Below are 23,069 nucleotides of genomic sequence, written 5' to 3'. Positions count from 1 at the left end.
CGATGATCTCGGCCCCGGAACCGGGTGAGTCGTTGTCTGCGGCGTGGTGTCACGGATTCGCGGATGTGTCGTCGCCGAGTTTGCGGTAGAAGGTGCCGACGATCGGAGCGACGATGGCGCGAGGGGTGTAACCACCGGCCACCGACATCGCCTTGGACAGAGTTCCCGGAACGACGCGCATCTTGTTGTGCTCCAGCGCGTCCAGGCTCATCTCAGCGACCTTGTCGCTGGAGTGCCAGAGAAAATCGGGCACCATCCGATCCACGATCGAGGCATCTTCGGGCGACGGTGTCTCGGTTCGCACCGGACCGGGTGCGAGCAGTGTGACGTGCACTCCTTTGCTCCCGACCTCGCCGCGCAGAGACTCGCTGAAGGTGTTCACGAACGCCTTCGTCGCCGCATAGGTCGCGTTGTTGGGGATCGGCATGTTCCCGGCCGCAGATCCCACCATGAGAATGCCGCCGGCCCCGCGCCGCACCATCTGCGGCAGGACCGCGAGGGTCAGGTCGTGGACGGCATTCACGTTGAGACGTACCTGGGCGCGCTCGTAGTCGGGGTCGAGTTCACTGACGGGACCGAAGGTGGCGATGCCGGCGTTGTTGCACAGGATCGAGATCTCCCGGTCGGCCAGCTCGGCGCTGAGGACCTCCACGGCGCAGGGGTCGGACAAATCCACCGGTCTCACCTCGGCCGCCACGTGGTGCCGTTCCCGCAACTGCGCGGCGAGATCCTCCAAGATGTCGTCACGGCGGGCGACAAGGATGAGTGAATGGCCTCGGTCGGCAAGAGCCCATGCAAGGGCCGTGCCGATGCCCGACGAAGCGCCGGTGACGACGGCGCGGGCGGCTGGGGACGGCACTGGAATACCCATGGCTTGATCCTAATCGGGCGCCGGATGGATACCGGCGCCCGATCAGATTGTGTGGTCGATCAGGAGATACCCGCAGCGACCTCGGTGCCCTGACGGATGGCTCGCTTCGCGTCCAGTTCGGCGGCCAGATCGGCACCGCCGATGACGTGGGTGGTCACCCCGGCCACCGTCAGCGGGTCGACGAGCTCACGGACCGACTCCTGGCCCGCGCAGACGACGATGTTGTCGACTTCGAGGACGCGGGTCTCCTTCACGGTCCCGTCCTCGTCGCGGAAGCTCAGGTGCAGCCCCCGGTCGTCGATCTTGTCGTATGTGGCGCCCGAGATCTGTTCGACGCCTTTCATCTTCACGGTCGCACGGTGCACCCAGCCGGTGGTCTTGCCGAGAGACTTGCCCTGACGGCCCGACTTGCGCTGTACCAAAAAGACCTCACGCACTGCGGGGAGTGGGCGTGGCTTGGTCACGAAGCCCGGCTTGGACAGGTCTTCGCTGACGCCCCATTCCTGTTCCCACTCTTTGAGATCGAGAGTCGGGGACTCGTCGACGGTGAGGAACTCGGTGACGTCGAAGCCGATGCCGCCGGCGCCCATGACGGCGACACGCTTGCCGATCTCACGCTGCCCGAGCACCGCATCGGCGTACGACATCACCATGGGATTGTCGATACCGGGGATCTCGGGAATGCGTGGGGTGACGCCGGTCGCGATGATCACCTCGTCGAACTCGGCCGCGATGATCTCCTCGGCAGTGATCCGGGTGTTCAGGTGCACCGTGACGTTGGTGATCTCGAGCTGGCGGGTGTAGTAGCGCAGCGTCTCGTTGAACTCCTCCTTGCCGGGAATGCGTGCGGCGATGGAGAACTGGCCACCGATCTGTTCGCCGGCCTCGAAGAGTTCCACCTTGTGGCCGCGCTGTGCGGCCGACACCGCAGCCGACAATCCGGCCGGGCCGGCACCCACCACGGCCACCTTCCGGGCGCGTCGGGTGGCGCCGAGCGTCAGCGTGGTCTCGCGGCCGGCACGCGGGTTGAGCAGGCAGGAGACCTTCTTCCCGACGAACGCATGGTCGAGGCAGGCCTGGTTGCAGCCGATGCAGGTGTTGATCTCGTCGGCCCGACCGGTCTGCGCCTTGGCGGCGAAATCGGGATCCGACAGCAGCGGTCGTGCCATGGAGATCGCGTCGACCTTGCCGCGCTCGAGGATTTCTTCGGCGATCTCGGGGGTGTTGATGCGGTTGCTGGCGATCAGCGGGATGGAGACCTCGTCGCGCAGGCGCTCGGTGAACTTGACGAAGGCGGCCCGGGGCACAGACGTCACGATCGTCGGCACACCGGCCTCATGCCAGCCGATGTCGGTGTTGATCGCGTCGACGCCGAACTCCTCGGCCTTGCGTGCCATCAGTGCGATCTCGTCCCAGGTCTGGCCCTTGCGCACGAAGTCGGCGATGGACTGGCGCAGGATGACGGGGAAGTCGCGGGGCACCTGTCGGCGGATCTCCTTGATGATCTCGACCAGGAACCGCTGGCGGTTCTCAGTGGAACCGCCCCACTTGTCGGTCCGGTCGTTGGTGTGCGGGCAGAGGAACTGGTTGATCAGATAGCCTTCGCCACCCATGATCTCGACGGCGTCATAGCCGGCCTTGCGTGCCAGTTTGGCGGACCGTCCGAATGACTTGATCACGTGCTTGATGATCGGCTCGGTCATCGTGAGGTGCTTGAACGGGTGGATGGGTGAGGGCTCCGAACCCGGGGCGACCTTGAGCGGTGTGTAGCCGTATCGGCCGGCGTGGATCAGCTGCATCGCGATCTTGCCGTTCTCGCGATGCACTGCACGGGTGATGCGCTGGTGCCGTTTGACATCGGCGAGGTTGGTCATCTTGCCGGCGAACGGCAGCAACAGGCCGGTGCGCGAGGTGCCGAAGCCGCCGGTGATGATGAGGCCCACATCGCCACGGGCGCGTTCGGCGTAGTAGGCGGCCAGCTTGTCGGTGTCCCAGAGCCGATCTTCGAGACCGGTGTGCATCGATCCCATGATGAGCCGGTTCTTCACAGTGATGCCGCCGAGCTCCATCGGTTCGAACAGGCGAGGGTAATGCGGATTCGGGGCGGCCGTGTGGGCTGACATGGCGGACCTTTCGGATCGTGGTGGTGGACCGGGCTTCCGGTCAGGTGGACAGCTCTCGTTCGAGCGCGACGATGACCTCGTCGCACCATTCGATGTAGCCTTCTTCTTGACGGATACCGCCGCGCAGCACCAGATATTGATGCAGCTTGCGGCCGGTCAGCGTCTCGGGTTCGGGGTAGTAGCTATCTTGGAATCCGTTGTAGAGCTTGAGTTGTGCCAGGTGCTCGTCGCGATGCATCTTCAATTCCCCGATGACGGCGGCGAGATCGCCGAACTCGGCGGCGCGCAGCTTCACGCCGATGTCACTACGCAGGGGCTGAACCGGCGTCGGACTGATCGCCCACTCCGACAGCACTTTTCGGCCATCTTCGGAGATCGTGTAGACCTTCTTGTCTGGGCGGCCGTCCTGGCTGACGGACTCGAAGCTGACCAGGCCATCGGTGTGGAGCTTCTTGAGCGTGCGATAGATCTGCTGATGCGTCGCCGACCAGAAGTAGCCGATGGATCGATCGAACTGCTGGCCGATCTCATATCCCGTACCGGGTCGTTCGGCCAGCGACACGAGAATCGCATGCTCGAGCGCCATGGATCGACCGTAGCACTGCACCTATGCACTATGCAACGAGGTTCATATGACCCAGCGGCCGAAACTCTGCGGCTCACCCCGGTCGCTGGGGCGTCGCCTAGGGAGCGGGTGTCACCCCCGCTCCCTGAGGTGCCTGCGAGGCGTCAACATCCGCTCCCTGAGGTGCCTCCGAGCCTGCGGGCGTCACCACTCGCTCTTGAGGTGCCTCCGAGCCTGCGAGGATGCGTCATCACCCGCTCCCTGAGGAGCCTCCGAGCCTGCGAGGATGCGTCACGGTACGCCCAGCATGGGCATTCGCTTGGAGGTGGAAGTCCTCCGGAGGGGAAGGTGGTTTAACTCCTAGTCGAGGGCAACTGCGTCATCGTGAGGTGGGGTGGGAAGGAAGCCGGAGACGAAATCCTGCACCGAGGTATACGAATCGCATGTGAGGCATGCCGGTTGGGGTGAGTCAGCCGTGTGTGATGAAGCCCGTTCCACCGAAACGGCTGGTGTGTATATGCGGCGGTTGTAGGAGGACAGTGGATGTTCTTATCTGGGGAGGTCTGTCTTGGTGCGTCGGCGAGGGTTGTCGGAGCACGGCTGTCCGGGAGGGCGGTCGGTGACGGGGCAGAAGTCAGCAGAGGTCGTAGTACCAGTGGGAATCGGGTGTGCTGGGAAGGGCTGAACGTTGGGAATTGATGGTGTGAAGCAGTGTTTCTCGGAGGGTGCGGTGATCGCAGCCAACCCCGTGGTGGGGCAGACGAAAGGGGTTGAGCGGTGAATCCGCGAGAGCCGTCGTCTGTGCGTAGTGACCGTCCGGCGGATGCTGGGGAGGACCTCAGGGGCAGCGATGATTTGTGGGGGCAGGTGTTTGACTCGCAGAATCTGGCTGCCGCGGTGAGACGTGTCGAACGTAACAAGGGCGCGCCTGGTGTCGACGGGATCAGCACGGATCAGTTACGTGGCTGGTGCGCTGAGCATTGGGGTGAGGTTCGTGCGGCGTTGGATGCGGGTACCTATCGGCCGTCGCCGGTGCGTCAGGTGATGATTCCCAAACCTGATGGTGGGCAGCGGAAGTTGGGGGTACCGACGGTGTTGGATCGGTTGATCCAGCAGGCTGTCGCGCAAGTGTTGGTCCCGGTGTTTGATCCGGGGTTCGCCGAGGTCTCGTATGGGTTTCGGCCGGGCAGAAGCGCTCATGATGCGGTGAAAGTCGCTCGTCTGCTCATCGAGCAGGGTTATGTGTGGGTGGTCGAGGTGGATCTCGATGCGTTTTTTGATCGGGTCAATCACGACATGCTGATGTCGCGGGTTGCGCGGAAAGTCCAGGATAAGCGGCTACTCAGGCTGATCCGTGCCTATGTGCAGGCGGGGATCATGGTAGACGGTGTGCGGCATCCGTCGGCGCAGGGCACCCCGCAGGGGTCGCCGTTGTCGCCGTTGTTGTCGAATATCATGCTCGATGATTTCGATCAGGAGATGTGGGCGCGGGGGCATCGGTTTGTCCGCTACGCCGACGATATCCGGATCTTTGTGAAATCCGAGCGGGCTGCCGAACGGGTGCTCGTATCGAGCACGGTGTTGCTGGAGAAGCGGTTGAAGTTGAGGGTGAACCGCAGTAAGTCCTCGATCCATCCGGCGTTGGCAGCAACGTTGTTGGGGTTCGCGTTCTTTCTGCGTGACGGGGCGTTCGAGATTCGGGTGGCGCCTACGGCGTGGGCCCGGATGTTGGCGCGGGTCCGCGCGTTGACGTCGCGGACGTGGAGTGTGTCGATGGGTTTCCGGATCATGCGGCTCAACCAGTACATCCGAGGGTGGATGGGGTATTTTCGCCTCGCCACGACACCGGGAAAGTTTCGCGGACTCGATGGCCGGCTGAGGCGACGGTTACGGCAGATCCGTTGGGTGGAATGGAAGGGTGGCCATACCCGGGCCGCGCAGTTGCAGGCTCTGGGTATCGCGGCTCGCGAGGCTCAGCGCTGGGGCCACAGCAGTCTCGGGTATTGGCATGTGGCCGACACCTTCCTCAACCTGGCACTACCCAACAGCTACTGGCAACGCCAGGGGTTGCTCACCTTTCACCAGGCCTGGACCCGATTTCACTGACCCAGCGAACCGCCGTATGCGAGACCCGCACGTACGGTGGTGTGAGAGGAGGGCCGGGAAACCCGGCCCTCCTACTCGATAAGGGCGCCCCTTCGTGACGGCCCTCCGCTAGCGCTCCGGACCTCCTCAGGGATCGGGAAGATCCTGACGCGCGAGCTTGCGAGGATGCGTGACCACCCGCTCCCTGAGGAGCCTCCGAGCTTGCGAGGATGCGTCATCACCCGGTCCCTGAAGAGCTCGCCGTGAGATTGCCTCGCTGACCGCGAAGATACGAATCGAAAAATCTGGGCTGTGTCAGGCGAAGGCATCCTGCCGGCTGTGGAGGCGGCCGTCGCGGAGCTCGAGGACGTGGTCGGCGATCCGGGTCGCCCGAGCGTCATGCGTGATGAGTAGCGTCGAACGACCGGCCGCGAGTCGGCGCAACGGCTCGAGAATCCGTTGTGCGGTTGCATCATCGAGGCCTGATGTGGGTTCGTCGAGGATCAGTACGGGGCTATCGCGCAGGAAGGCGCGCGCCATGGCGATCCGTTGGCGCTGGCCGCCGGAGAGCGTGAGTCCGTCCTCGCCGAGCATGGTGTCGTAGCCGTCGGGCAGGTCGGAGATGAACGTGTCCGCATCGGCAGCGATCGCGGCGTTGACAACTTCCGTCCGGCTCGCCTCAGGACGTCCGTAGGCGATGTTGTCGGCGATGGAGGCGGCCTTGATGACCGGCTGCTGGGGGAGCAGTGTGATGTGTTCTCGGATGGATCGCCCGGTGATCTCGCTGAAATCTCTGTCCCCGAGTGTTATACGGCCGCTGTCGGGTCGCTCGAATCGGCAGAGCAGCGAAGCCAACGTGGTCTTGCCTGCCCCGCTGCCGCCGACGAGTGCGGTGATCTCGCCGGGCCGAAGGTCGAGTGAGACGCCATCGAGGACGTCCAAGTCGCCGCGCCGCAGAGTGACATCTCGGACCGACACCTCGTGGTCGTGGCCGTCGTGGGGCACCGCGTCATCGAGATCGGCGTCGCTGGCAGGGAGGTCGAGCAGTTCGGCGATGCGTTCGGCACTGACCGCGGCCGACGCGAGGCAGAGGCGGACTTCGGCGAGTTCTTGCATCTTCGGGTACAGCATGCCCAGATAGCCGGTCAGGGCGAGGAGCTGTCCGACGCTGAGCCCGCCGTTACGCACCTGCCAGACGCCGGCGACGGCGATGGCGAGGGTGACGACCACCTGACCGAAGCCCATCACGGCGCCGAAACCAGCCTCGATCCGGGTCTGGGCCATACGCGCGCCGAGCCACGTGACGCCGTGGCGATGGAGCCGGGCATGTTCGCGATCCTGCTGGTTGTACGCTACTGCGGTTTCGTGCCCGCCCAGCGCGGTCTGGACCGCGATCACGATGTCGGCGTTGGCGACCCGTTCATCACGCGTGACGATGGTCTGTCGGCGACCGTAGAACGCCGAGATGGCCCACAGGGCGGGAACCGCAGCGATCGCAACCAGTGCGACCTGCCAGCTCATGATGAATGCGGCGATCACCAACCCTGCGGTGTTGACCGCGGCAATCACAAACTGCATCAGTCCCGAGCCCACCAGGTATTCGACGGCCTCGAGGTCACTCGAATGTCGGGTCACGAGGTCACCGATGCCGAATCGCCGATGAGTGATCGGACTGAGCCGCTGGACGTGCGCAAACAGTGAATCCCTCAGCCGCAGAACCACCCGCTCGGAGATGCCGATGGACGTGATCTGACCGTAGTAGTCGGCGCCGGTGGAGATCGCGGTGATCAAGAGCCACAAGGCAGACAACTTCACGAACTGAAACGCACTGTCGGCGGACAGTGCACCGTCGATCACATCGGACAGCACGAAGATCGCAACGATCTCGCACGCCGTGGCGACAAGCAGAAGCGTCGCGGCGAGAGCGAATCGAGGTCCTTCGCCCGCAAGGGCGGGGGAGAAGCGGCGAAAGGCGTCACGGGCGGTCATCGGAGATCCGATCTGGTACAGCGCAGTTCGGGGCCGGACTACGGTGTCCGGCCCCGAGCTGCAGGAGGTTGGGTCAGCGCTGGATCGAAACGGCGGTCAGAACCACACCCAGTCCCAGCGGTGCAGACGCCGATTCCACACCCGGCGACGCCGGCGCTTGCGCGGCGGAGCGGGATGCTGCTGCCCGGGACGGTTCTGGTTTCCGGGCTTCGGTGCTGGCTGAGGCATTCGTTCTCCTTGTGTCCGGCCGGCCGCGTTGCCGACTCGATGAAAGCTATGGCCGGTTCCTGCGCCTCGGCTTGTCCACAGCTGGGAGAACGCTGTCAGCCTGCACCACCCCCGACAGCCGCCACAACCGATGCGACGACGGCGATCACCTTCGGCGTCGAGCACGCAACTTCGACGAGATGTGCGCGCCTGCGAGGACAGGCGTCGCCGGCCGGCGCAGCGTCGGATGGGGCGGGCCGACCACGGTCGGACGTCGATCAGCTGGGTGGCACCACCCTCAACCAGACAGGCGCGACGACCTCGGTGACTGGGCGGGCGTGATCACCGCGCTGCCGACCGGAGCAACTCGGGCCCGAAGGTCTCATAGTGGATCTGGCTGTCACCGACCCCGCGACCGACGAGATCGTCACGCATCGCGGACAGGAAACCGTTCGGGCCGCAGAGCATCACGTGTGACTCGCGTGCGAACTCGATGTCCCGCAACGACATCTGGCCGAGCCGAATCGCATCCGACAGGATGTGCCCGGACGCGTTCTCGTACCACTGGAACAGCCGACCCTGCGGCAGGGATTCGACGAGTGCCGCGAGCTGCCCGCGATGGGGTTGGCGGTCGCGGGAACGGTCGGCGTGCAGCACTGTCACGGGACGCTCGTCCTGATGCTCGGCCATGGCGGTCAGCAGACCGATCACCGGTGTACACCCGATACCTGCGGACGCGAGCACGAGCGGGACATCGTCGTCGGGCAGCGTCAGATCGCCGAACGGGGTACTCACGCGCAGCAGGTCGCCCTCGAACACTTCTTCGTGGAGGAATGCGGACACCTCACCGGCGAGCTTGACGCTGAACTTCCACTCGGGCACTGTCGGCGCACCCGTCAGGCTGTACTGCCTGATCTGGTTCGATCCGTCGGCGAGCGGAACTTGGACGGAAATATATTGTCCAGGTGAGAAACTCGGTAGTCTGCCGCCATCGGCGGATGCGAGGGTCAGCGAGACGGTGTCGGGGGAGACCTGTGCGCGTTCGACGATCCGTGCGTGGCGCCACACGTCGCCCGGCGTGACACCGGCACGGTCGTAGAGCTGTTCCTCCGATGCGATCAGGAGGTCGGCCATGTCCCAATACAGCTGGTCCCACGCGTCGGCGACCTCCGGCGTGACGGCGGCGTCGAGGACCTCGACGATGGCCGCGAACAGGTGCTCGTGTACCACGCCATACTGTTCCCGCGTGACGCCGAGTGAAGCGTGCTTGTGTGCAATCCGCCCGAGGATGAATCGCTGCCGATTCAGATCCGGTTCGAGCTGAAGCCGGGCGAACGCAGCGATCGAACCGGCCAGCGCCTGCGGCTGTTCGCCGGACTCCTGGTGGGTGCGGTTGAACAGGTCGTTGCGTAATTGCGGGTGCGCTGCGAACAACCGGCTGTAGAAACTCTTGGTGATGGCCGGCAGTGCGCCCTCCACGGCGGGAACCGTCGCGGTGAGAATTCTGCGTTGTGTTTCGGACAACATGGTGACTCCGATCGGTCGGTTGGTGATCTCAGGCGGTATGGCCGGTTGGCGATCCGGTCGCAGAGTTGTGCGCGGCAGCGGTGGGAGTGACGGGGGGTGCCAGCGACAGCAGCACCGCGGCCGTGGGCTCGGCGACGAGGTCGCCGACGGTCTGGTCATCGAGACTCGTGAAGAACGCGGCACGCGCGCGGGCCAGTGCACCTCGGAGACGACAGGCGTTGCGCAGCGGGCAGGGCTGCGGCCCATCGCAATCGACAACCTCGCCCTCCCCTTCGAGGCTGCGCGCCAACCAGCCGATGCGCGCCTCGCGACCCAGGTCGGTGATCGCCAAGCCGCCGGTCCGGCCGCGTCGTGCATGGACGACGCCCATCTCGGAGAGCCTGCCCACGACCTTGGCCACGTGGGTGTACGGCACCGCGAGTTCGGCAGACAGATCCTTCGTGGTCATCGGGGTCACCGCCGTCATCGGCATTGTCCCGGAGGAGTTCTCATCCACGACTGCCAGGCGCATGACGACGCGCAAACCGATATCGGTGAACCGGGTCAGCTGCATGAGATCAGTCAAGCATAATCTGCATCTGAGATGCCTATTTAAAATGCGTGATGCCTGTCACCTTCCTGTGCGGGGTCCGTCGGTCCCTCGTGTCGTCGGGTCGTCGTGTTGGGACGCGGGCTCGCGCGGTTTGTCGCACACTGATTGCCATGGCGACAACGGGATCGCGAACTGATCGTTTCTTGTCCTGGCGGCGGGTCGACGGCGATCGGGTGATCGCGCCCGACGAACGCCTGAGTTGGCCGCAGACGGTGGGGATCGGACTGCAACATGTGGTGGCCATGTTCGGTGCCACATTCTTGGTGCCGGTGCTCACGGGCTTTCCGCCGGCGACGACATTGCTGTTCTCGGGTATCGGCACGCTGCTGTTCCTGCTGATCACGCGCAATCGCCTGCCGAGCTACCTCGGTTCGAGCTTTGCGATCATCGCGCCGGTGATGGCGGCCACGGCTTCAAACGGTCAATCCGCCGCCCTGGGCGGCATCGTGGTGGTCGGCGCGCTGCTGATGGTGATCGGCGTCATCGCACACTTTGCGGGCATCGGGTGGATCGAAGTGCTGATGCCGCCGGTGGTGACCGGCACGATCGTCGCACTCATCGGGCTCAATCTGGCGCCGACGGCGAAGACGAACTACGAGCAGGACCCGGTTATCGCGACGATCGTCCTGGTGCTCCTGGTGGCGTCGGTGGTGCTGTTCCGTGGTTTGCTCGGCCGGCTCGCGATCTTCCTCAGCGTGATCATCGGCTACCTGATCTCGCTGATCTTCGACAAGGTCGATACCAGCGGCATCGCGGACGCGGCGTGGGTCGGCTTTCCCGACTTCCAGACGCCGACCTTCCATATGTCGGTGATCCCGATGTTTCTGCCGGTCGTGCTGGTGCTGCTGGTGGAGAACATCGGACATGTGAAGTCGGTGGCGACGATGACCGGGAACAACTACGACCGGCGGATCGGACGCGCGCTCGCCGCCGACGGCCTGGCCACGGTGCTCGCCGGCAGCGGCGGCGGATCGGCCACCACCACCTACGCCGAGAACATCGGCGTCATGGCGGCGACCAAGGTCTACTCGACCGCCGCGTACTGGATAGCCGGCGTCGTCGCCATTCTGCTCGGACTCTCACCGAAGGTCGGTGCGGTGATAGCGGCGGTCCCGCCGGGCGTGCTCGGCGGTGTCACGACAGCGCTCTACGGCCTCGTGGGAATTCTGGGCGTGAACATCTGGGTGACCAACCGGGTCGACTTCGGCCGCGCCATCAACCAGTTCACCGCAGCCATCCCCCTGGTGATCGGCATCGCCGATTTCACATGGGTGATCGGCGATCTCAACTTCGGCGGCATCGCGCTGGGCGCTGCCGCCGCACTACTGATCTACCACTCGATGGCGTTGATCGGCCGCTGGCGCGGAACGGTGACCGAGGGGCCGTCGACCGAGGCCCTGGGGCCGCAGCGGTGATTCAGTCCTTGTTGCCCGGCAGGCCGAGTACGAAACCGATCCCGATGATCACGCACGAGACGAATGCGACTGCCGGCATCACCCACATGTAATCCATGAAGAGGATGCTACGAGGGTTGCGGGGTTGATGTCGGGTTTCGACGCGGACCTCCACGAACTCCGGGCGTGACCGGTCACTGCCGTCGGTGTCGACGTCGATGAGGTTGCCGCTCGCAATGTGTGTGCTTCAGCTAGGCCATCAACACGCGATGGCAGTCTGAGGCCGACCCCGACAAGACGAGTGGGATCGAGGTCGCGTTCGGTGCGATCGCGCCGAACGCACCGAAGTCGTTCTGACACATCGACACCTCGACCGCCACGGCGAGGGTTGGCAGAGTATGCGCGATGCGGTCGAGCGCGGGTGGGACCTCGGCCGCTACGTGGAGCAGGCGGCGGTCGAGCATGCGTGAGATGGCGTGCTCAGGGCAGATACGTTCGCCATCACCCCGTGGCAAACACGTCCGTTTCCCGGTCGCCGCCCGACCAGGGCGGCACGACCCGCTGCAAGCGTTCGGCCCGTAGGAAGTCGTCGCGTAGATCGTCGGGGAGTCCCTCGTACGGCGAGGTCTGGGAGGCATGGGTGGCCATCGCCTGCTCGCGCGCGCGACGATGACGTGCGGTGTCGATGACCGTGGTGATCAATTCCTCCGGGGTCCCCGGCACTTCCGCTGTCAGATGTTCCGACGACGGATTGTGTTGTGCGACATGGTTCAGCCAGCGTCGCATAAGATCCTGTGGAAGGCAGTGCAGATACACCCGGGGAACCGGCCACGCCGCTGTTCGGACCGCCGCGAGCGTCGCGTCCCGGATGCGGATGTGGTCGCGATGGCCGTCGCCGGCGTCGAGTGTGATCACCACGCCCGGGCGGAACTCTTCGACGCGCCGGCGGACCTGTGTGCTCACATCGTCGAAGGCGGCGCCGACGAGCGTATCGGGAGAGGCTCTCCCCGACATGCCGGAGTCGGTGTAACCGAGCAGGTCGATTCGGGAAACGCCGAGGAGCCGGGCGGCGTCGCGCAGCTCCCGTTCGCGAACCGTCGCCAGGTCTCCGGGTCGGATTCCGCTCTCCCGAGTGGGTTGGCCGGCCTCGCCGCGAGTGGCGCATACCACCGCGGTCACCGCGCCGGTGGCCGCGGCGTGCAAGAGCAACGAGCCGCATCCGAAGGTCTCGTCGTCGGGGTGCGCGACGACCAGCATGAGTCGGGGTGCCGTGCCGCTCATCTGGGCGGGCACAAGAACTCCTCGACGTGGCCGGCGATTTCGTCGGCGACCTCAAAGGTGGGGAAATGGCTGCGTGCGTCGAGACGCTGCACGTGAAACCACGGATGCTCGGAGGCAAACTGCTGCTGCGCGGTGAGCACCGCTTGGTCTGCGGGCTGCGCGTACACATGCAGTGTCGGACAGGGGGTATGGAGTGCCTCAAGTGCGGTGGCCGGGCTGTTCTCGGCGGTGAAGGATGCGGCGATCTCGCGACCGGCCCGACGCCAGTGCCGGAAGCCGTAACGTGCCATACCGGCAACGTACCCGTGCACCGCCGGGACGTCGACGTCCGTCGTCCACATGTCGAACAGCCCGGCCCGAACCTGACGCCATGAGTCCTCGTCCTGCAGACCGTGGAGCGCATCGATGAAGCCGGGCGGTGGGCCCAACGGCATCCAATCGAGCAGCACGAGAGCGGGAACCCGGTCGGGTCCGAGCCGGCGTCGAAGCTCGATCGCAAACCAGCCCGCGTGAGAAAGGGACAGCGGGACAACCTGCTTGACATCCGCGTCGGTGATCAGGGTGACGAGGTCGTCGACGATCGACGTCGAGTCGACCTGATCGCGGGGCGGGCTCGACGTGCCGTGATCGGGCAGGTCCGCCGACAGTGCACGCCGGTGCCGCACCAGATGAGGAAGAAGCGGGTCGAAAACCGTTCGGTCCCCGCACCAGCCGGGCAGGCACAGAATGGCCGGCTCGCCGGTCCCGACGTCGTCGTATCCGATATTCGTCACGCTCGCTGCGGTCATGGCGCACCTCCGGGGTCTCCAGAATACTGCCCTTTGCAGTATTCTGAAATCACTAGACACTGCCCTGGGCAGTATGTCAAGGTCGACTCATGGTGACGAAAAGGACGACGACGTCGTATGCCGTGCTGGGGCTGTTGTCGGTGAGGTCGTGGTCGACCTACGAGCTGGCCAAGCAGGTGCGCCGCAGCCTCAACTGGTTCTGGCCGCGGGCCGAGCGCAAGCTCTACGACGAGCCGAAGCGGCTTGTCGAGCAGGGTCTGGCCACCGCCGCGGACGAAGGACAGGGCAAACGGCCGAGAACCGTGTATGAGATCACCCCGGCCGGCCGGGACGCGTTGCGCGACTGGCTCGGCGAGCCTCCGGCGCCGCGCTCGGTGGAGTTCGAGGGGATGGTCAAGGTGTTCTTCGCCGACGCCGGCACGCTGGCACAACTCGTCGCCACGCTCGACCGGATCGAAAGTGAGGCGTCGGTGCGACTCGAAGCCATCGCGGAGTTCGCCGCCACGCGGCCGTTGCCCTTTCCGCGGCGCGGACACCTCAGTGCCGTGGGTCTGGCACTGCAGTTCGAACAGGAGGATGCGGTGCGTCGCTGGGCGAGATGGGCGCGGCGTCAGGCCGCGGCATGGTCCGCCGCTGACGATCCGGGGGAGTGGGACTACGCGGGAGTCCTCGAACGACTGGCCGATTCGCGATCAGGTGTGCGTGTCGGGGAGTCCGACGGTTAGCGCGGGCCTGAGTTTCCGGGTTCCGGTATCGATCGCGCCAGATCGCGGTGTCGCAGTGCGCCCCGGGAGGACTCGAACCTCCGACCTCCGGGATGAGATGGCCGTTCGGATGACACCAATGATCGGAGAGCCCCTGACCAGGGCGTGCGTCATTGACACTCACCGCGATGGCGACCGTTTGTGCCGGGCATAGACGGTTTGGCTTGAGGCCGCATTGGGCGAATCCCATCGCGGTAGATTGACCGTGGGAGCAGCTACATCGGGGATGCTGCTGACACGCGCGCGGCATCCTGACGCCGAGAATCAAAGAACCCATCGAAGGCCGACCCGAACCCGTCACCGCGGAGCGCCGCCGGCTGCATTGGGGCGAGATTTGCGCCTACGGCGGTCGTTCCGAAATCAGCCGAACTGATTGTAGTTCGAAATGGCTAACGAAGTCATCCAACATATCGCTGGGTATGTGGACCGCGCGTGGGAATTATCTAATAAGCCAGCTAAGTGGAGTGTGGCATATTACGCTGTGCAATGTTCGACCGGAATTTTGGTAAGTACGGTTCTGCTTACGTTGCGTTTCGGCGCAATTATTGAGTTTAAGGAGACCAAAGCGATGAACAAGCCTGTCAAGGTCATTGGAGGGCTTTTCGGCGCTGTCGTTGTGATAGGTGTCATCGGGGCAATCACAGGTGGTGGCGAGGACGATGCCAGCAATGCTGCAGCAGCCTCCAGCGCCACGACAACCGTGGAACAAGCGACCACTACCCAGGTGGTAGCCACCGAAGCAGAAGCACCCGCGACCGTCGACTCCACCCAAGCCGCGCCCTCACCCGCACCGTTTACCCCTGAAGTAACCCCTGGCCAAGCTAATGCTCTCGCCAAGGGCAAGCAGTACTTGAAGATGCAGGCGTTCAGCCACAGCGGCCTGGTTGAACAACTCGAGTACGAAGGCTTTTCGACGGCCGACGCCACTTACGGGGCAGACCACGTGGAAGCCGACTGGACTGAACAAGCTGTACGCAAGGGCAGACAGTACCTCCAGATGCAACCGTTCAGTCATTCCGGATTAGTAGAACAATTGACGTACGAGGGCTTTACACCAGCCCAAGCAGAAGCGGGAGCAACCGGGGCAGGCGTCTAATCCCGGAGGTCACTTCTAAACCCCTCTGGCCACCTTTCAACTCGGCGAGCGGGCTGACGCTGTCCTATGGCTGACGAAAATCTTACGTCCATTCTGGCGGCGAGGACTTTCCGAGTTTCGAACGTAGAGAAAAGGTCTGGGTGGTGCAGATGTTGTGCCAGGCCGATCGTCCATTTCCGGCGTGGAGGCGGTTGACATTTCGGCTCGTGTGCTAGTCCGCGGCGGCAGTTGCGAGTGCAGCACATACGGTATCGGGTGCCATCGAGTGCGAATCACGCTGCGTGTAGGTGTCGCGCCAATTGGATTCTGCATTGTGTTTGCGAGTGATGGTGGCTGTGGGGGATGGCCCAGCGTGTCAGCGCCGTTGCCCCAGACCGCATGCCTTGATACGGCAGGCGAGCGATCACGACGTCCGGTCGCATGGTCGTGACCACGGCCGTTGGATCTATGGTCCGAGCCGGTCCGACCCGGTGTCCTCCCACACGCGCGCCGCCCTGAGCGTGGTTGGTAATAAGACTCTGTTGCCGTCGTGGCCTCGTGGCGTGGGTGCCGTGGTGGCGGTTGGCTCGATGCAGATGCCGGAATGAGTTGTGGAGCCGGGGCGTATGCGACCAATTTCCGACTGTAGTCTCCGCGATCGAATTATAGGTCGTTTTGGTGAGTGCTCGGCATACTGTCCGACGTCTGGTCTATGGTCGTCAAAATGGTTTCCGTTGAAGGGATTGTTGGCGATGGCCGTAGCGGACGAAATCAAAACACTTGCTGCAAAGATCCGCGACAAGCGGGCAAGCATCGAAACTGAGGAAGCAACCAAGAACGCATTCATTATGCCGTTCATCTCGAACGTGCTGGGCTACGACGTGTTTGACCCGTCAGAGGTTGTTCCAGAGTTCACCGCCGATGTTGGTGTCAAGAAGGGAGAGAAAGTCGATTACGCCATCCTTATGGGTGGTCAGGTGCAAATTCTGATGGAGTGCAAGAAGATCGGTGATAGTCTCGACTTGCGGTATGCGTCTCAGCTGTTCCGCTATTTTTCGGTCACGTCGGCACGGATCGCTGTGTTGACGAATGGTCAGCAGTATCACGTCTATACCGATGGCGATATGCCGAACAAGATGGACGAGAAACCGTTCCTGATGTTTGACCTGCTCGACTTGGATCGCACTCTGCTACCGGAGATCGAGAAGTTGTCCAAAGGCTCGTTTGACCTGGATTCGGTGGTCAGTGCTGCGCAAGAGTTGAAGTACATAGGTGGTATCCGTCGTGTGATCGCCAACGAGATCAAGGAGCCTTCGGACGATTGGGTGCGGTACTTCGTTGGCAAGGTCTACGACGGCAAGGCCACGCAGCGCGTAATCGAGCAGTTCCGGCCGCTCGTGGTGATGGCTGCGGCGCAGTACATCAACGGCCAGGTTAATGATCGACTCAAGACTGCTCTTGGCGACGATGCCGACCAGGAGGCCGAGATTGTGACGCGTAGTGCGACACTGACGGCATCTGCGGCTGCTTCTGCCGAACCTGTGGCTGGTGCCGAGACGGCGATTTCGGTGACTGATCCTGACATTGTGACTACCGATGAAGAGCTGGACGGTTTCAACATCATCCGTGCCATCGCGGTGGCTGAGGTGGCGCCTGAACGCATTGTCTACCGGGATGCGAAAACGTACTTTGCAGTCCTGCTCGACGACAATAACCGCAAACCTATTGCCCGGCTGTACCTGAACGGGAAAAGTGTCAAGTACATGATGACCTTCGAGACGGGTAAGGATGGGACGCGCCGCGACATCGAATCTGTTGTGGACATCTACCGGCATGCCGATCACATTCGGTCCGTACTGCGCCAGTACGAGGGTGCCGTTGTGGCGACCTCACCCGCTAATCTTGACTGACAGATCAACACCTGGCCACCGTTCTTGACGTTGGGCCGGGATCAGCGTCGGGGGTCGCTGGGATGAGTGCCCTGGGCGTCGGTTGTCAGGTTCCCGCTTCAGTGATCGCTATCGTTAGGGTCTGCTGTCAGCCACGACAAATTGGGTTTGCACGGCCGCTCTGAGCCTCTTCGTTCGCCGCCAACGCCCCGGAAAAGGTGACCCGTTCGGCTGCATGGACGGCTCCCCGCATAGCGAAATGTGGAAATGTGGCGGTTGTCGCATCCGTCGGGTCCTGGTCGTGCAAATCCTATGGGTGGCGGATCAGCGGTACTCATGCGGCATACCAGGCGAGATGTACATCGAGTGCGCATGCGGCGACGGGGCATCACGTACAAAGAGGCCGCGGTGAATTTTTGCCAAGAAGAAGTGGCGCAGTGGGAAACTCCTGTTCACGAGGCATTTTCATATCTCGAACAGGTTTCTGAGTGCCCCCGGCAGGATTCGAACCTGCGACCAGCTGATTAGAAGGCAGCTGCTCTATCCCCTGAGCTACGGAGGCGTGTGGTGCTGCGCAATCTGCAACACGTTTTTCGTTCTCCGCAGTTCAGGCTGGCATCTCAAGGGATTAGACGGCCCTTGCTCTATCCACCTGAGCTACGGAGGCTGACCTGCCGCGGGGCGGCAGCGAGGGCGAGTATATCCCGTCTTAGAGTTGTTACATGACAAGCGCTGCTCCCACCGCCCCGGCCGGTCCAGGCCGGGACGCGATGACCGAGCAGCGCGGTGTGGTCGCCGCCCTGTCGTGGGCGCTCGGGTGGCTGGCCGGGGTGGTGGCGATCGTGGTCACCGCGCTCTCGGCGGCATCGGCCGTCGAACTCGCCGGCGTGCCCGATCCGGGCTGGCTCACCACGTACGGACTCCCCACGGTGACGGCAATCGGTGAGGTCAGTGCGGCGATCGCGGTCGGCGCGGCGGTGTTCGCCGCTTTCTTCGTGCCGCCGCAGGCCGATGATGTGCTCGACGTCGGCGGCTATCGGGCGATACGGATCGCTGCGACCGCATCGCTCACGTGGAGTGTGTGCGCCGTCCTGATGATCCCGCTGTCGATCTCCAACGTCAGTGGTCAACCGCTTTCCGAGACCGTCAAACCCGCGAACCTCATCAGCGCCTATCCACAGGTGGCCGACGCCCGCACCTGGTTGTGGACCGCGATCTTCGCGGTCGCCGCCGCGGCCCTGGCCCGCGCGATCCTGCGGTGGGGATGGACCGTCGCGGTGATCGTTCTCGCCGTGCTGAGTCTGATGCCGGTAGCCCTGGCAGGCCACTCGTCGACCGGCGGAAACCACGACCTCGCCACCAACAGCCTGATCTTGCACATTGTCGGCGCGACGGTATGGATGGGCGGCCTGGTGGCGGTGGTCACCTACGCGCTCGCCGACGGACGATGGCGCGCGCTCGCGGTCGGGCGGTTCTCGCGGGTGGCGTTCTGGTGCATCGTCGTCGTCGGGATCAGCGGTGTGATCAACGCGCTGGTCCGGGTTCCACTCGGCGACATGTTCACCGATATCTACGGTCGTCTGGTGCTGGCCAAGGTCGCGGCCCTGCTGGTTCTGGGCGCGCTCGGGGCGTGGCATCGGCGGGTGACGATCTCGCAGATCGAGAGCGATGGCCCCGGACGGTCGTTGTTCGTGCGGTTCGGGATCGTGGAGAGCCTGGTGTTCGCGGCCACGTTCGGCCTGGCGGTCGGGTTGTCGAGAACGCCGCCGCCGGCGGGGGACAGCGCGGACATCACGGCCGTCGAGAGCCAGATCGGCTACCGTATCGACGGCCCGCCGACGGTTGCCCGCATAGCGCTCGACTGGCGATTCGATCTGGTCTTCGGCACTCTGGCGATCGTCTTGGCCATCGTCTATCTGCGCGGTGTGGTCCGGTTGCGTCGGCGCGGTGATCACTGGCCGGTCGGGCGCACCGTGGCATGGACACTCGGTTGTGTTCTGTTGCTGTTCACGACGTCGTCGGGCCTCGGGAGATATGCGCCGGCGATGTTCAGCATCCACATGATCTCGCACATGCTGCTGTCGATGATGATCCCGGTGCTGCTGGTTCTCGGTGGCCCGGTCACCCTGGCGCTGCGCGCGCTGGCGCCGGCCGGGCGCGGCAATCCGCCGGGACCACGCGAGTGGATCCAGTCGGCCGTGCACAGCCCGGTGTCACGGTTCGTCACCAATCCGGCGATCGCCGCGATCCTCTTCGTCGGCAGCTTCTATGCGCTCTACCTCAGCGGGCTGTTCGCGACGATCGTGCCGTACCACGCGGCCCATCTGCTGATGAACGTCCATTTCCTGGTGAGCGGCTACCTCTTCTACTGGCTGGTCATCGGGATCGACCCAGCCCCGCGTCAGGTCGCGCCGGTGGCGAAACTCGGCATCGTCATGGGGTCGTTGCCGTTCCACGCGTTCTTCGGGATCGCGTTGATGATGACCAGCGGAATCATCGCCGAGACCTATTACCGCAGCCTCAACCTCCCGTGGACCTACGACCTGTTCGACGATCAGCGCGTCGGCGGTGGGATCGCTTGGGCTGCAGGTGAGATCCCTCTGGTGGTGATCATGCTCGCACTCTTGGTGCAGTGGCGCCGCCAGGACGACCGGCAGGCCCGTCGCTACGACCGCCGGGCGGATCGGGACCACGATGCCGACCTCGAGGGCTACAACGAGATGCTCAAGGAACTCAACAAGGGCGGCTGATCCCGGCGATCACCTCCGCGTTGTCCACAGATGTGCTCGCGGAGCGTTTCGGCTCTCTTTCCTGGTCCATGCTGGCTCCAGTCACGGACGACCGTGGCCAGGACGAATCGGAGGAGTCGAGCATGTACGAGACCTACACCACCGTGATCGGGACAGCGGTATCCGAACCACGCCGTCGTCACACCACGACCGGCGAGGAGGTGATCTCCTTCCGTGTCGCCTGCAACTCGCGCCGGATCGACAAGCGAACCCAGGAGTGGGTCGATGGGCCGACGTTGTACCTGACGGTGAGTTGTTGGCGGAAGCTGTTGGCCGGGGTCGGACTCGCCATCGCCAAGGGTCGCCCGATCATCGCGCACGGACAGATCAAGACCAACGAGTACGTCACAGCGGACGGGGAGAAGCGCGCCGACCTGGAGATGACCGCCACCGCGGTCGGGCTGGATCTGAGCCGGTGTGTGGTGAGCTACCAGGGAACGCCGGGCACCGCTGACTGTTCAGAGCCGTCGGCGGTGCATGCGCGCACCGCCGATGAGCAGCGTGCGGCCTGACGCTGTGCGAACGCTGATCAGGGGCGTCGGCCTCGACAGGACATCGTCAGTGGCGGGCGCGGAGTTCTTCGCCGCCGAAAATCAGGCGCTCGCCGAGGTCGGCCTGACGGGTGGCCTGGGTGACCTCGACGGTGTAGAGGTCATCGCCGATCTGACCCGCGATCTTGCCGAACATCCCTTCGTGTCGGCATGGGGTCCGATCACATGCGCAGATGACGGCGACGGGTTCGCCGACGAGGTGGCCAATCCTGTGACGGAACGAGGGGCCGGGCCCGGACTCGGTGCTCCCATCAGCCGTGCGCACCACGTTCGCGGACACCGTCTGCGTCGGTCCGGCCGCGCGAGATGAATCGGTGGCCTCGAGGGCTGCGCGGACACGGCGCTCGACCAGGAGTGGGACGAAATCTCGGACGTGTGCGTCGGCGTAGTCACCCAGGATCTCGCCGACGATCCGTTCGACCTCGTCTGGTGCACGATCTGGGAATGCGGTGCGGATCCGGTCTCTGACGTCATGGAGCTGTTGTTCTTCGTCGTACTCGATCACGAATCCAATGGTACTTTCCAGTCCATTTGTGCCATTGGGTAGAAAGTCCTGATCAGGGGGTGATTTCGGTGACGCTGATGCCGTGCGTGTGAGGCCCGATACCGGGTGACGGGACACCGCGGGGTGTCCGCAGCGGCGTCCGGACGCAACACACTAGGCTGGAACGAGTTGTGGCATCTGACCGGATGCCCCGAGTTGGCCGAAGAGATTCGCGCAGGAGCTCGATGCCGGCAACGAGACCGTCGGCAGAGGGACCGCGACAACCGACACGCAGGGTCTGAAGGAGATTTCGTAAGTGGCTGAGTTCATCTACACCATGAAGAAGGTACGGAAGGCTCACGGTGACAAGGTCATCCTCGATGACGTCACCATGTCCTTCTACCCGGGCGCCAAGATCGGCGTCGTGGGACCCAACGGCGCAGGTAAGTCTTCGATCCTGAAGATCATGGCCGGCCTAGACCAGCCATCCAACGGTGAGGCCTTCCTCGACCCTGACGCCACCGTCGGCATCCTGCTGCAGGAGCCACCTCTCAACGAGGAGAAGACGGTCAAGGAGAACGTCGAGGAGGGGATGGGCGAGATCAAGGTCAAGCTCGACCGCTTCAACGAGATCGCCGAGCAGCTCGCCACCGACTACTCCGACGAGCTGATGGAGGAGATGGGCAAGCTCCAGGAAGACCTGGACAACAACGACGCCTGGGACCTCGACTCGCAGCTCGAGCAGGCGATGGATGCCCTGCGCTGCCCGCCCGGTGACTCTCCGGTCACCCACCTGTCCGGTGGTGAGCGCCGCCGCGTCGCGCTGTGCAAGCTCTTGCTGCAGAAGCCCGACCTCCTGCTCCTCGACGAGCCGACCAACCATCTCGATGCCGAGAGTGTGCTGTGGCTCGAGCAGTTCCTCGCCTCCTACCCGGGCGCCGTGCTCGCCGTGACCCACGATCGCTACTTCCTCGACCATGTGGCCGGCTGGATCTGTGAGGTCGACCGCGGCAAGCTGATCCCCTACGAGGGCAACTACTCGACCTACCTGGAGAAGAAGGCCGAACGCCTCGAGGTGCAGGGCAAGAAGGATCAGAAGCTCCAGCGCCGGCTCAAGGAAGAGCTCGCCTGGGTGCGGTCGGGCGCCAAGGCCCGTCAGACCAAGAACAAGGCGCGTCTGGCGCGCTACGAAGAGATGGCCACCGAGGCGGAGAAGACGCGCAAGCTCGACTTCGAAGAGATCCAGATCCCGACTCCGCCCCGTCTCGGTGATGTGGTGGTCGAGGTCAACAACCTCGACAAGGGCTTCGACGGTCGCGTGCTGATCAAGGATCTGTCCTTCACGCTGCCGCGTAACGGCATCGTCGGTGTGATCGGTCCCAACGGCGTCGGCAAGACGACTCTGTTCAAGACCATCGTCGGACTCGAGGAGCCGGATTCGGGCACCGTGAAGGTGGGCGAGACGGTCAAGCTGAGTTATGTCGACCAGAACCGCGCCAACATCGATCCCAAGAAGAACGTCTGGGAGGTCGTCTCCGACGGTCTCGACTTCATCGAGGTCGGGCAGAACGAGATGCCGTCGCGCGCGTATGTGAGCGCCTTCGGATTCAAGGGCCCGGACCAGCAAAAACGTGCTGAGGTGCTGTCGGGCGGTGAGCGTAACCGGCTGAACCTCGCGCTGACGCTCAAAGAGGGTGGCAACCTGATCCTGCTGGACGAGCCGACCAACGACCTCGACGTCGAGACCCTCGGTTCGCTCGAGAATGCCTTGGAGAAGTTCCCCGGCTGCGCCGTGGTGATCTCGCACGACCGGTGGTTCCTCGACCGCACCTGTACCCACATCCTTGCGTGGGAGGGCAACGTCGCCGAAGGTCAGTGGTTCTGGTTCGAGGGGAACTTCGAGGCGTATGAGGCCAACAAGATCGACCGGCTCGGTGCCGACGCCGCCCGGCCACACCGGGTGACCCACCGCAAGCTCACCCGCGACTGACGACGACCGTGGTCGGTTGGTAGGGGCGGACACACCTCCCGAAGGCCGACCACGGCGCCGCGGTGGTCACTACCATCGCAGAGAGAGGGCTACATCCGGAGATTC

Annotated in this window: 19 protein-coding genes and 1 tRNA gene; 8 read left to right on the top strand and 12 right to left on the bottom strand. The window is 64.0% G+C overall.

Annotated features, from left to right (window positions below; translation table 11 throughout):
• Positions 1 to 49: 49 nt before the first annotated feature.
• Genes cmrA through AC4AMJ_RS13630 form a run of 3 tightly spaced genes read right to left on the bottom strand, consistent with a single transcriptional unit; the run spans position 50 to position 3,580 of the window.
• Entirely contained in the window at positions 50 to 871 is an 822-nt protein-coding gene (gene cmrA / locus AC4AMJ_RS13640; protein ID WP_489900644.1) for a mycolate reductase, read from the bottom strand.
• A gap of 59 nt (positions 872 to 930) precedes the next feature.
• Positions 931 to 2,994, bottom strand: coding sequence for an FAD-dependent oxidoreductase (locus tag AC4AMJ_RS13635; RefSeq protein WP_489918291.1), 2,064 nt, complete (start codon positions 2,992 to 2,994; stop codon positions 931 to 933).
• Between the two features lie 40 nt (positions 2,995 to 3,034).
• The gene (locus AC4AMJ_RS13630) at positions 3,035 to 3,580 is read right to left on the bottom strand and encodes a PadR family transcriptional regulator (RefSeq protein ID WP_489900646.1); all 546 of its coding nucleotides are present in this window, start codon (positions 3,578 to 3,580) and stop codon (positions 3,035 to 3,037) included.
• Positions 3,581 to 4,426: 846 nt separating this feature from the next.
• Here AC4AMJ_RS13630 and ltrA point away from each other — a divergent pair.
• Complete coding sequence (gene ltrA, locus AC4AMJ_RS13625; RefSeq protein WP_489918290.1) at positions 4,427 to 5,665, top strand: group II intron reverse transcriptase/maturase; 1,239 nt, start codon at positions 4,427 to 4,429, stop codon at positions 5,663 to 5,665.
• Positions 5,666 to 5,959: 294 nt separating this feature from the next.
• On the opposite strand, the gene AC4AMJ_RS13620 is transcribed toward ltrA, so the two are convergent.
• From AC4AMJ_RS13620 to AC4AMJ_RS13605, 4 genes are all read right to left on the bottom strand, one after another.
• Positions 5,960 to 7,633, bottom strand: coding sequence for an ABC transporter ATP-binding protein (locus AC4AMJ_RS13620; protein WP_489918289.1), 1,674 nt, complete (start codon positions 7,631 to 7,633; stop codon positions 5,960 to 5,962).
• Positions 7,634 to 7,729: 96 nt separating this feature from the next.
• Complete coding sequence (locus AC4AMJ_RS13615) at positions 7,730 to 7,861, bottom strand: hypothetical protein (RefSeq protein ID WP_489900648.1); 132 nt, start codon at positions 7,859 to 7,861, stop codon at positions 7,730 to 7,732.
• A gap of 321 nt (positions 7,862 to 8,182) precedes the next feature.
• The gene (locus tag AC4AMJ_RS13610; protein ID WP_489900650.1) at positions 8,183 to 9,367 is read right to left on the bottom strand and encodes a globin domain-containing protein; all 1,185 of its coding nucleotides are present in this window, start codon (positions 9,365 to 9,367) and stop codon (positions 8,183 to 8,185) included.
• Between the two features lie 28 nt (positions 9,368 to 9,395).
• The gene (locus AC4AMJ_RS13605; RefSeq protein ID WP_489918288.1) at positions 9,396 to 9,920 is read right to left on the bottom strand and encodes an RrF2 family transcriptional regulator; all 525 of its coding nucleotides are present in this window, start codon (positions 9,918 to 9,920) and stop codon (positions 9,396 to 9,398) included.
• A 149-nt stretch (positions 9,921 to 10,069) separates the two neighbouring features.
• Between AC4AMJ_RS13605 and AC4AMJ_RS13600 the strand changes: the two genes are divergently transcribed.
• The gene (locus AC4AMJ_RS13600; protein WP_489918287.1) at positions 10,070 to 11,374 is read left to right on the top strand and encodes a uracil-xanthine permease family protein; all 1,305 of its coding nucleotides are present in this window, start codon (positions 10,070 to 10,072) and stop codon (positions 11,372 to 11,374) included.
• Between the two features lie 230 nt (positions 11,375 to 11,604).
• Here AC4AMJ_RS13600 and AC4AMJ_RS13595 read toward each other — a convergent pair whose 3' ends face one another.
• Genes AC4AMJ_RS13595 through AC4AMJ_RS13585 form a run of 3 tightly spaced genes read right to left on the bottom strand, consistent with a single transcriptional unit; the run spans position 11,605 to position 13,422 of the window.
• The gene (locus tag AC4AMJ_RS13595; RefSeq protein WP_489918286.1) at positions 11,605 to 11,817 is read right to left on the bottom strand and encodes a hypothetical protein; all 213 of its coding nucleotides are present in this window, start codon (positions 11,815 to 11,817) and stop codon (positions 11,605 to 11,607) included.
• Between the two features lie 37 nt (positions 11,818 to 11,854).
• Positions 11,855 to 12,646: a PIG-L deacetylase family protein gene (locus tag AC4AMJ_RS13590; protein WP_489918285.1), complete on the bottom strand. Its 792-nt coding sequence runs from the start codon at positions 12,644 to 12,646 to the stop codon at positions 11,855 to 11,857.
• Positions 12,631 to 13,422, bottom strand: a complete 792-nt coding sequence (locus tag AC4AMJ_RS13585) for an alpha/beta fold hydrolase (protein ID WP_489918284.1) — start codon at positions 13,420 to 13,422, stop codon at positions 12,631 to 12,633. Before AC4AMJ_RS13585 ends, AC4AMJ_RS13590 begins: the two co-directional genes overlap by 16 nt.
• 89 nt (positions 13,423 to 13,511) lie before the next feature.
• Here AC4AMJ_RS13585 and AC4AMJ_RS13580 point away from each other — a divergent pair, with 89 nt between their 5' ends.
• The 3 genes from AC4AMJ_RS13580 to AC4AMJ_RS13570 all read left to right on the top strand — a co-directional run bounded on the left by AC4AMJ_RS13580 (position 13,512) and on the right by AC4AMJ_RS13570 (position 17,171).
• The gene (locus AC4AMJ_RS13580) at positions 13,512 to 14,147 is read left to right on the top strand and encodes a PadR family transcriptional regulator (protein WP_489918283.1); all 636 of its coding nucleotides are present in this window, start codon (positions 13,512 to 13,514) and stop codon (positions 14,145 to 14,147) included.
• 424 nt (positions 14,148 to 14,571) lie between these two features.
• Positions 14,572 to 15,282, top strand: a complete 711-nt coding sequence (locus tag AC4AMJ_RS13575; protein ID WP_489918282.1) for an Ltp family lipoprotein — start codon at positions 14,572 to 14,574, stop codon at positions 15,280 to 15,282.
• A 731-nt stretch (positions 15,283 to 16,013) separates the two neighbouring features.
• Positions 16,014 to 17,171 carry a type I restriction enzyme HsdR N-terminal domain-containing protein gene (locus tag AC4AMJ_RS13570; RefSeq protein WP_489900658.1) on the top strand — a complete coding sequence of 386 codons (1,158 nt, stop codon included), beginning with the start codon at positions 16,014 to 16,016 and terminating at the stop codon, positions 17,169 to 17,171.
• Between the two features lie 468 nt (positions 17,172 to 17,639).
• On the opposite strand, the gene AC4AMJ_RS13565 is transcribed toward AC4AMJ_RS13570, so the two are convergent.
• A tRNA-Arg gene (locus AC4AMJ_RS13565) sits at positions 17,640 to 17,712 on the bottom strand.
• A gap of 160 nt (positions 17,713 to 17,872) precedes the next feature.
• On the opposite strand from AC4AMJ_RS13565, the gene AC4AMJ_RS13560 reads away from it, so the two are divergent.
• On the top strand, positions 17,873 to 19,900 hold the full coding sequence (locus tag AC4AMJ_RS13560) for a bifunctional copper resistance protein CopD/cytochrome c oxidase assembly protein (RefSeq protein ID WP_489918281.1): 2,028 nt from the start codon (positions 17,873 to 17,875) through the stop codon (positions 19,898 to 19,900).
• Between the two features lie 122 nt (positions 19,901 to 20,022).
• Entirely contained in the window at positions 20,023 to 20,451 is a 429-nt protein-coding gene (locus tag AC4AMJ_RS13555) for a single-stranded DNA-binding protein (protein WP_489900660.1), read from the top strand.
• Positions 20,452 to 20,497: 46 nt separating this feature from the next.
• Here AC4AMJ_RS13555 and AC4AMJ_RS13550 read toward each other — a convergent pair whose 3' ends face one another.
• On the bottom strand, positions 20,498 to 20,995 hold the full coding sequence (locus AC4AMJ_RS13550) for a three-helix bundle dimerization domain-containing protein (protein ID WP_489918280.1): 498 nt from the start codon (positions 20,993 to 20,995) through the stop codon (positions 20,498 to 20,500).
• A gap of 295 nt (positions 20,996 to 21,290) precedes the next feature.
• Between AC4AMJ_RS13550 and ettA the strand changes: the two genes are divergently transcribed.
• A complete protein-coding gene (ettA, locus tag AC4AMJ_RS13545) occupies positions 21,291 to 22,964 on the top strand; it encodes an energy-dependent translational throttle protein EttA (protein WP_489918279.1) in 1,674 nt (557 codons plus the stop codon).
• Positions 22,965 to 23,069 lie beyond the last annotated feature (105 nt).

This window comes from Gordonia sp. LMA484 (assembly GCF_058129505.1).
The sequence above is the reverse complement of the archived record's forward strand: the minus strand, read 5'-3'. Positions and strand labels throughout refer to the sequence as shown.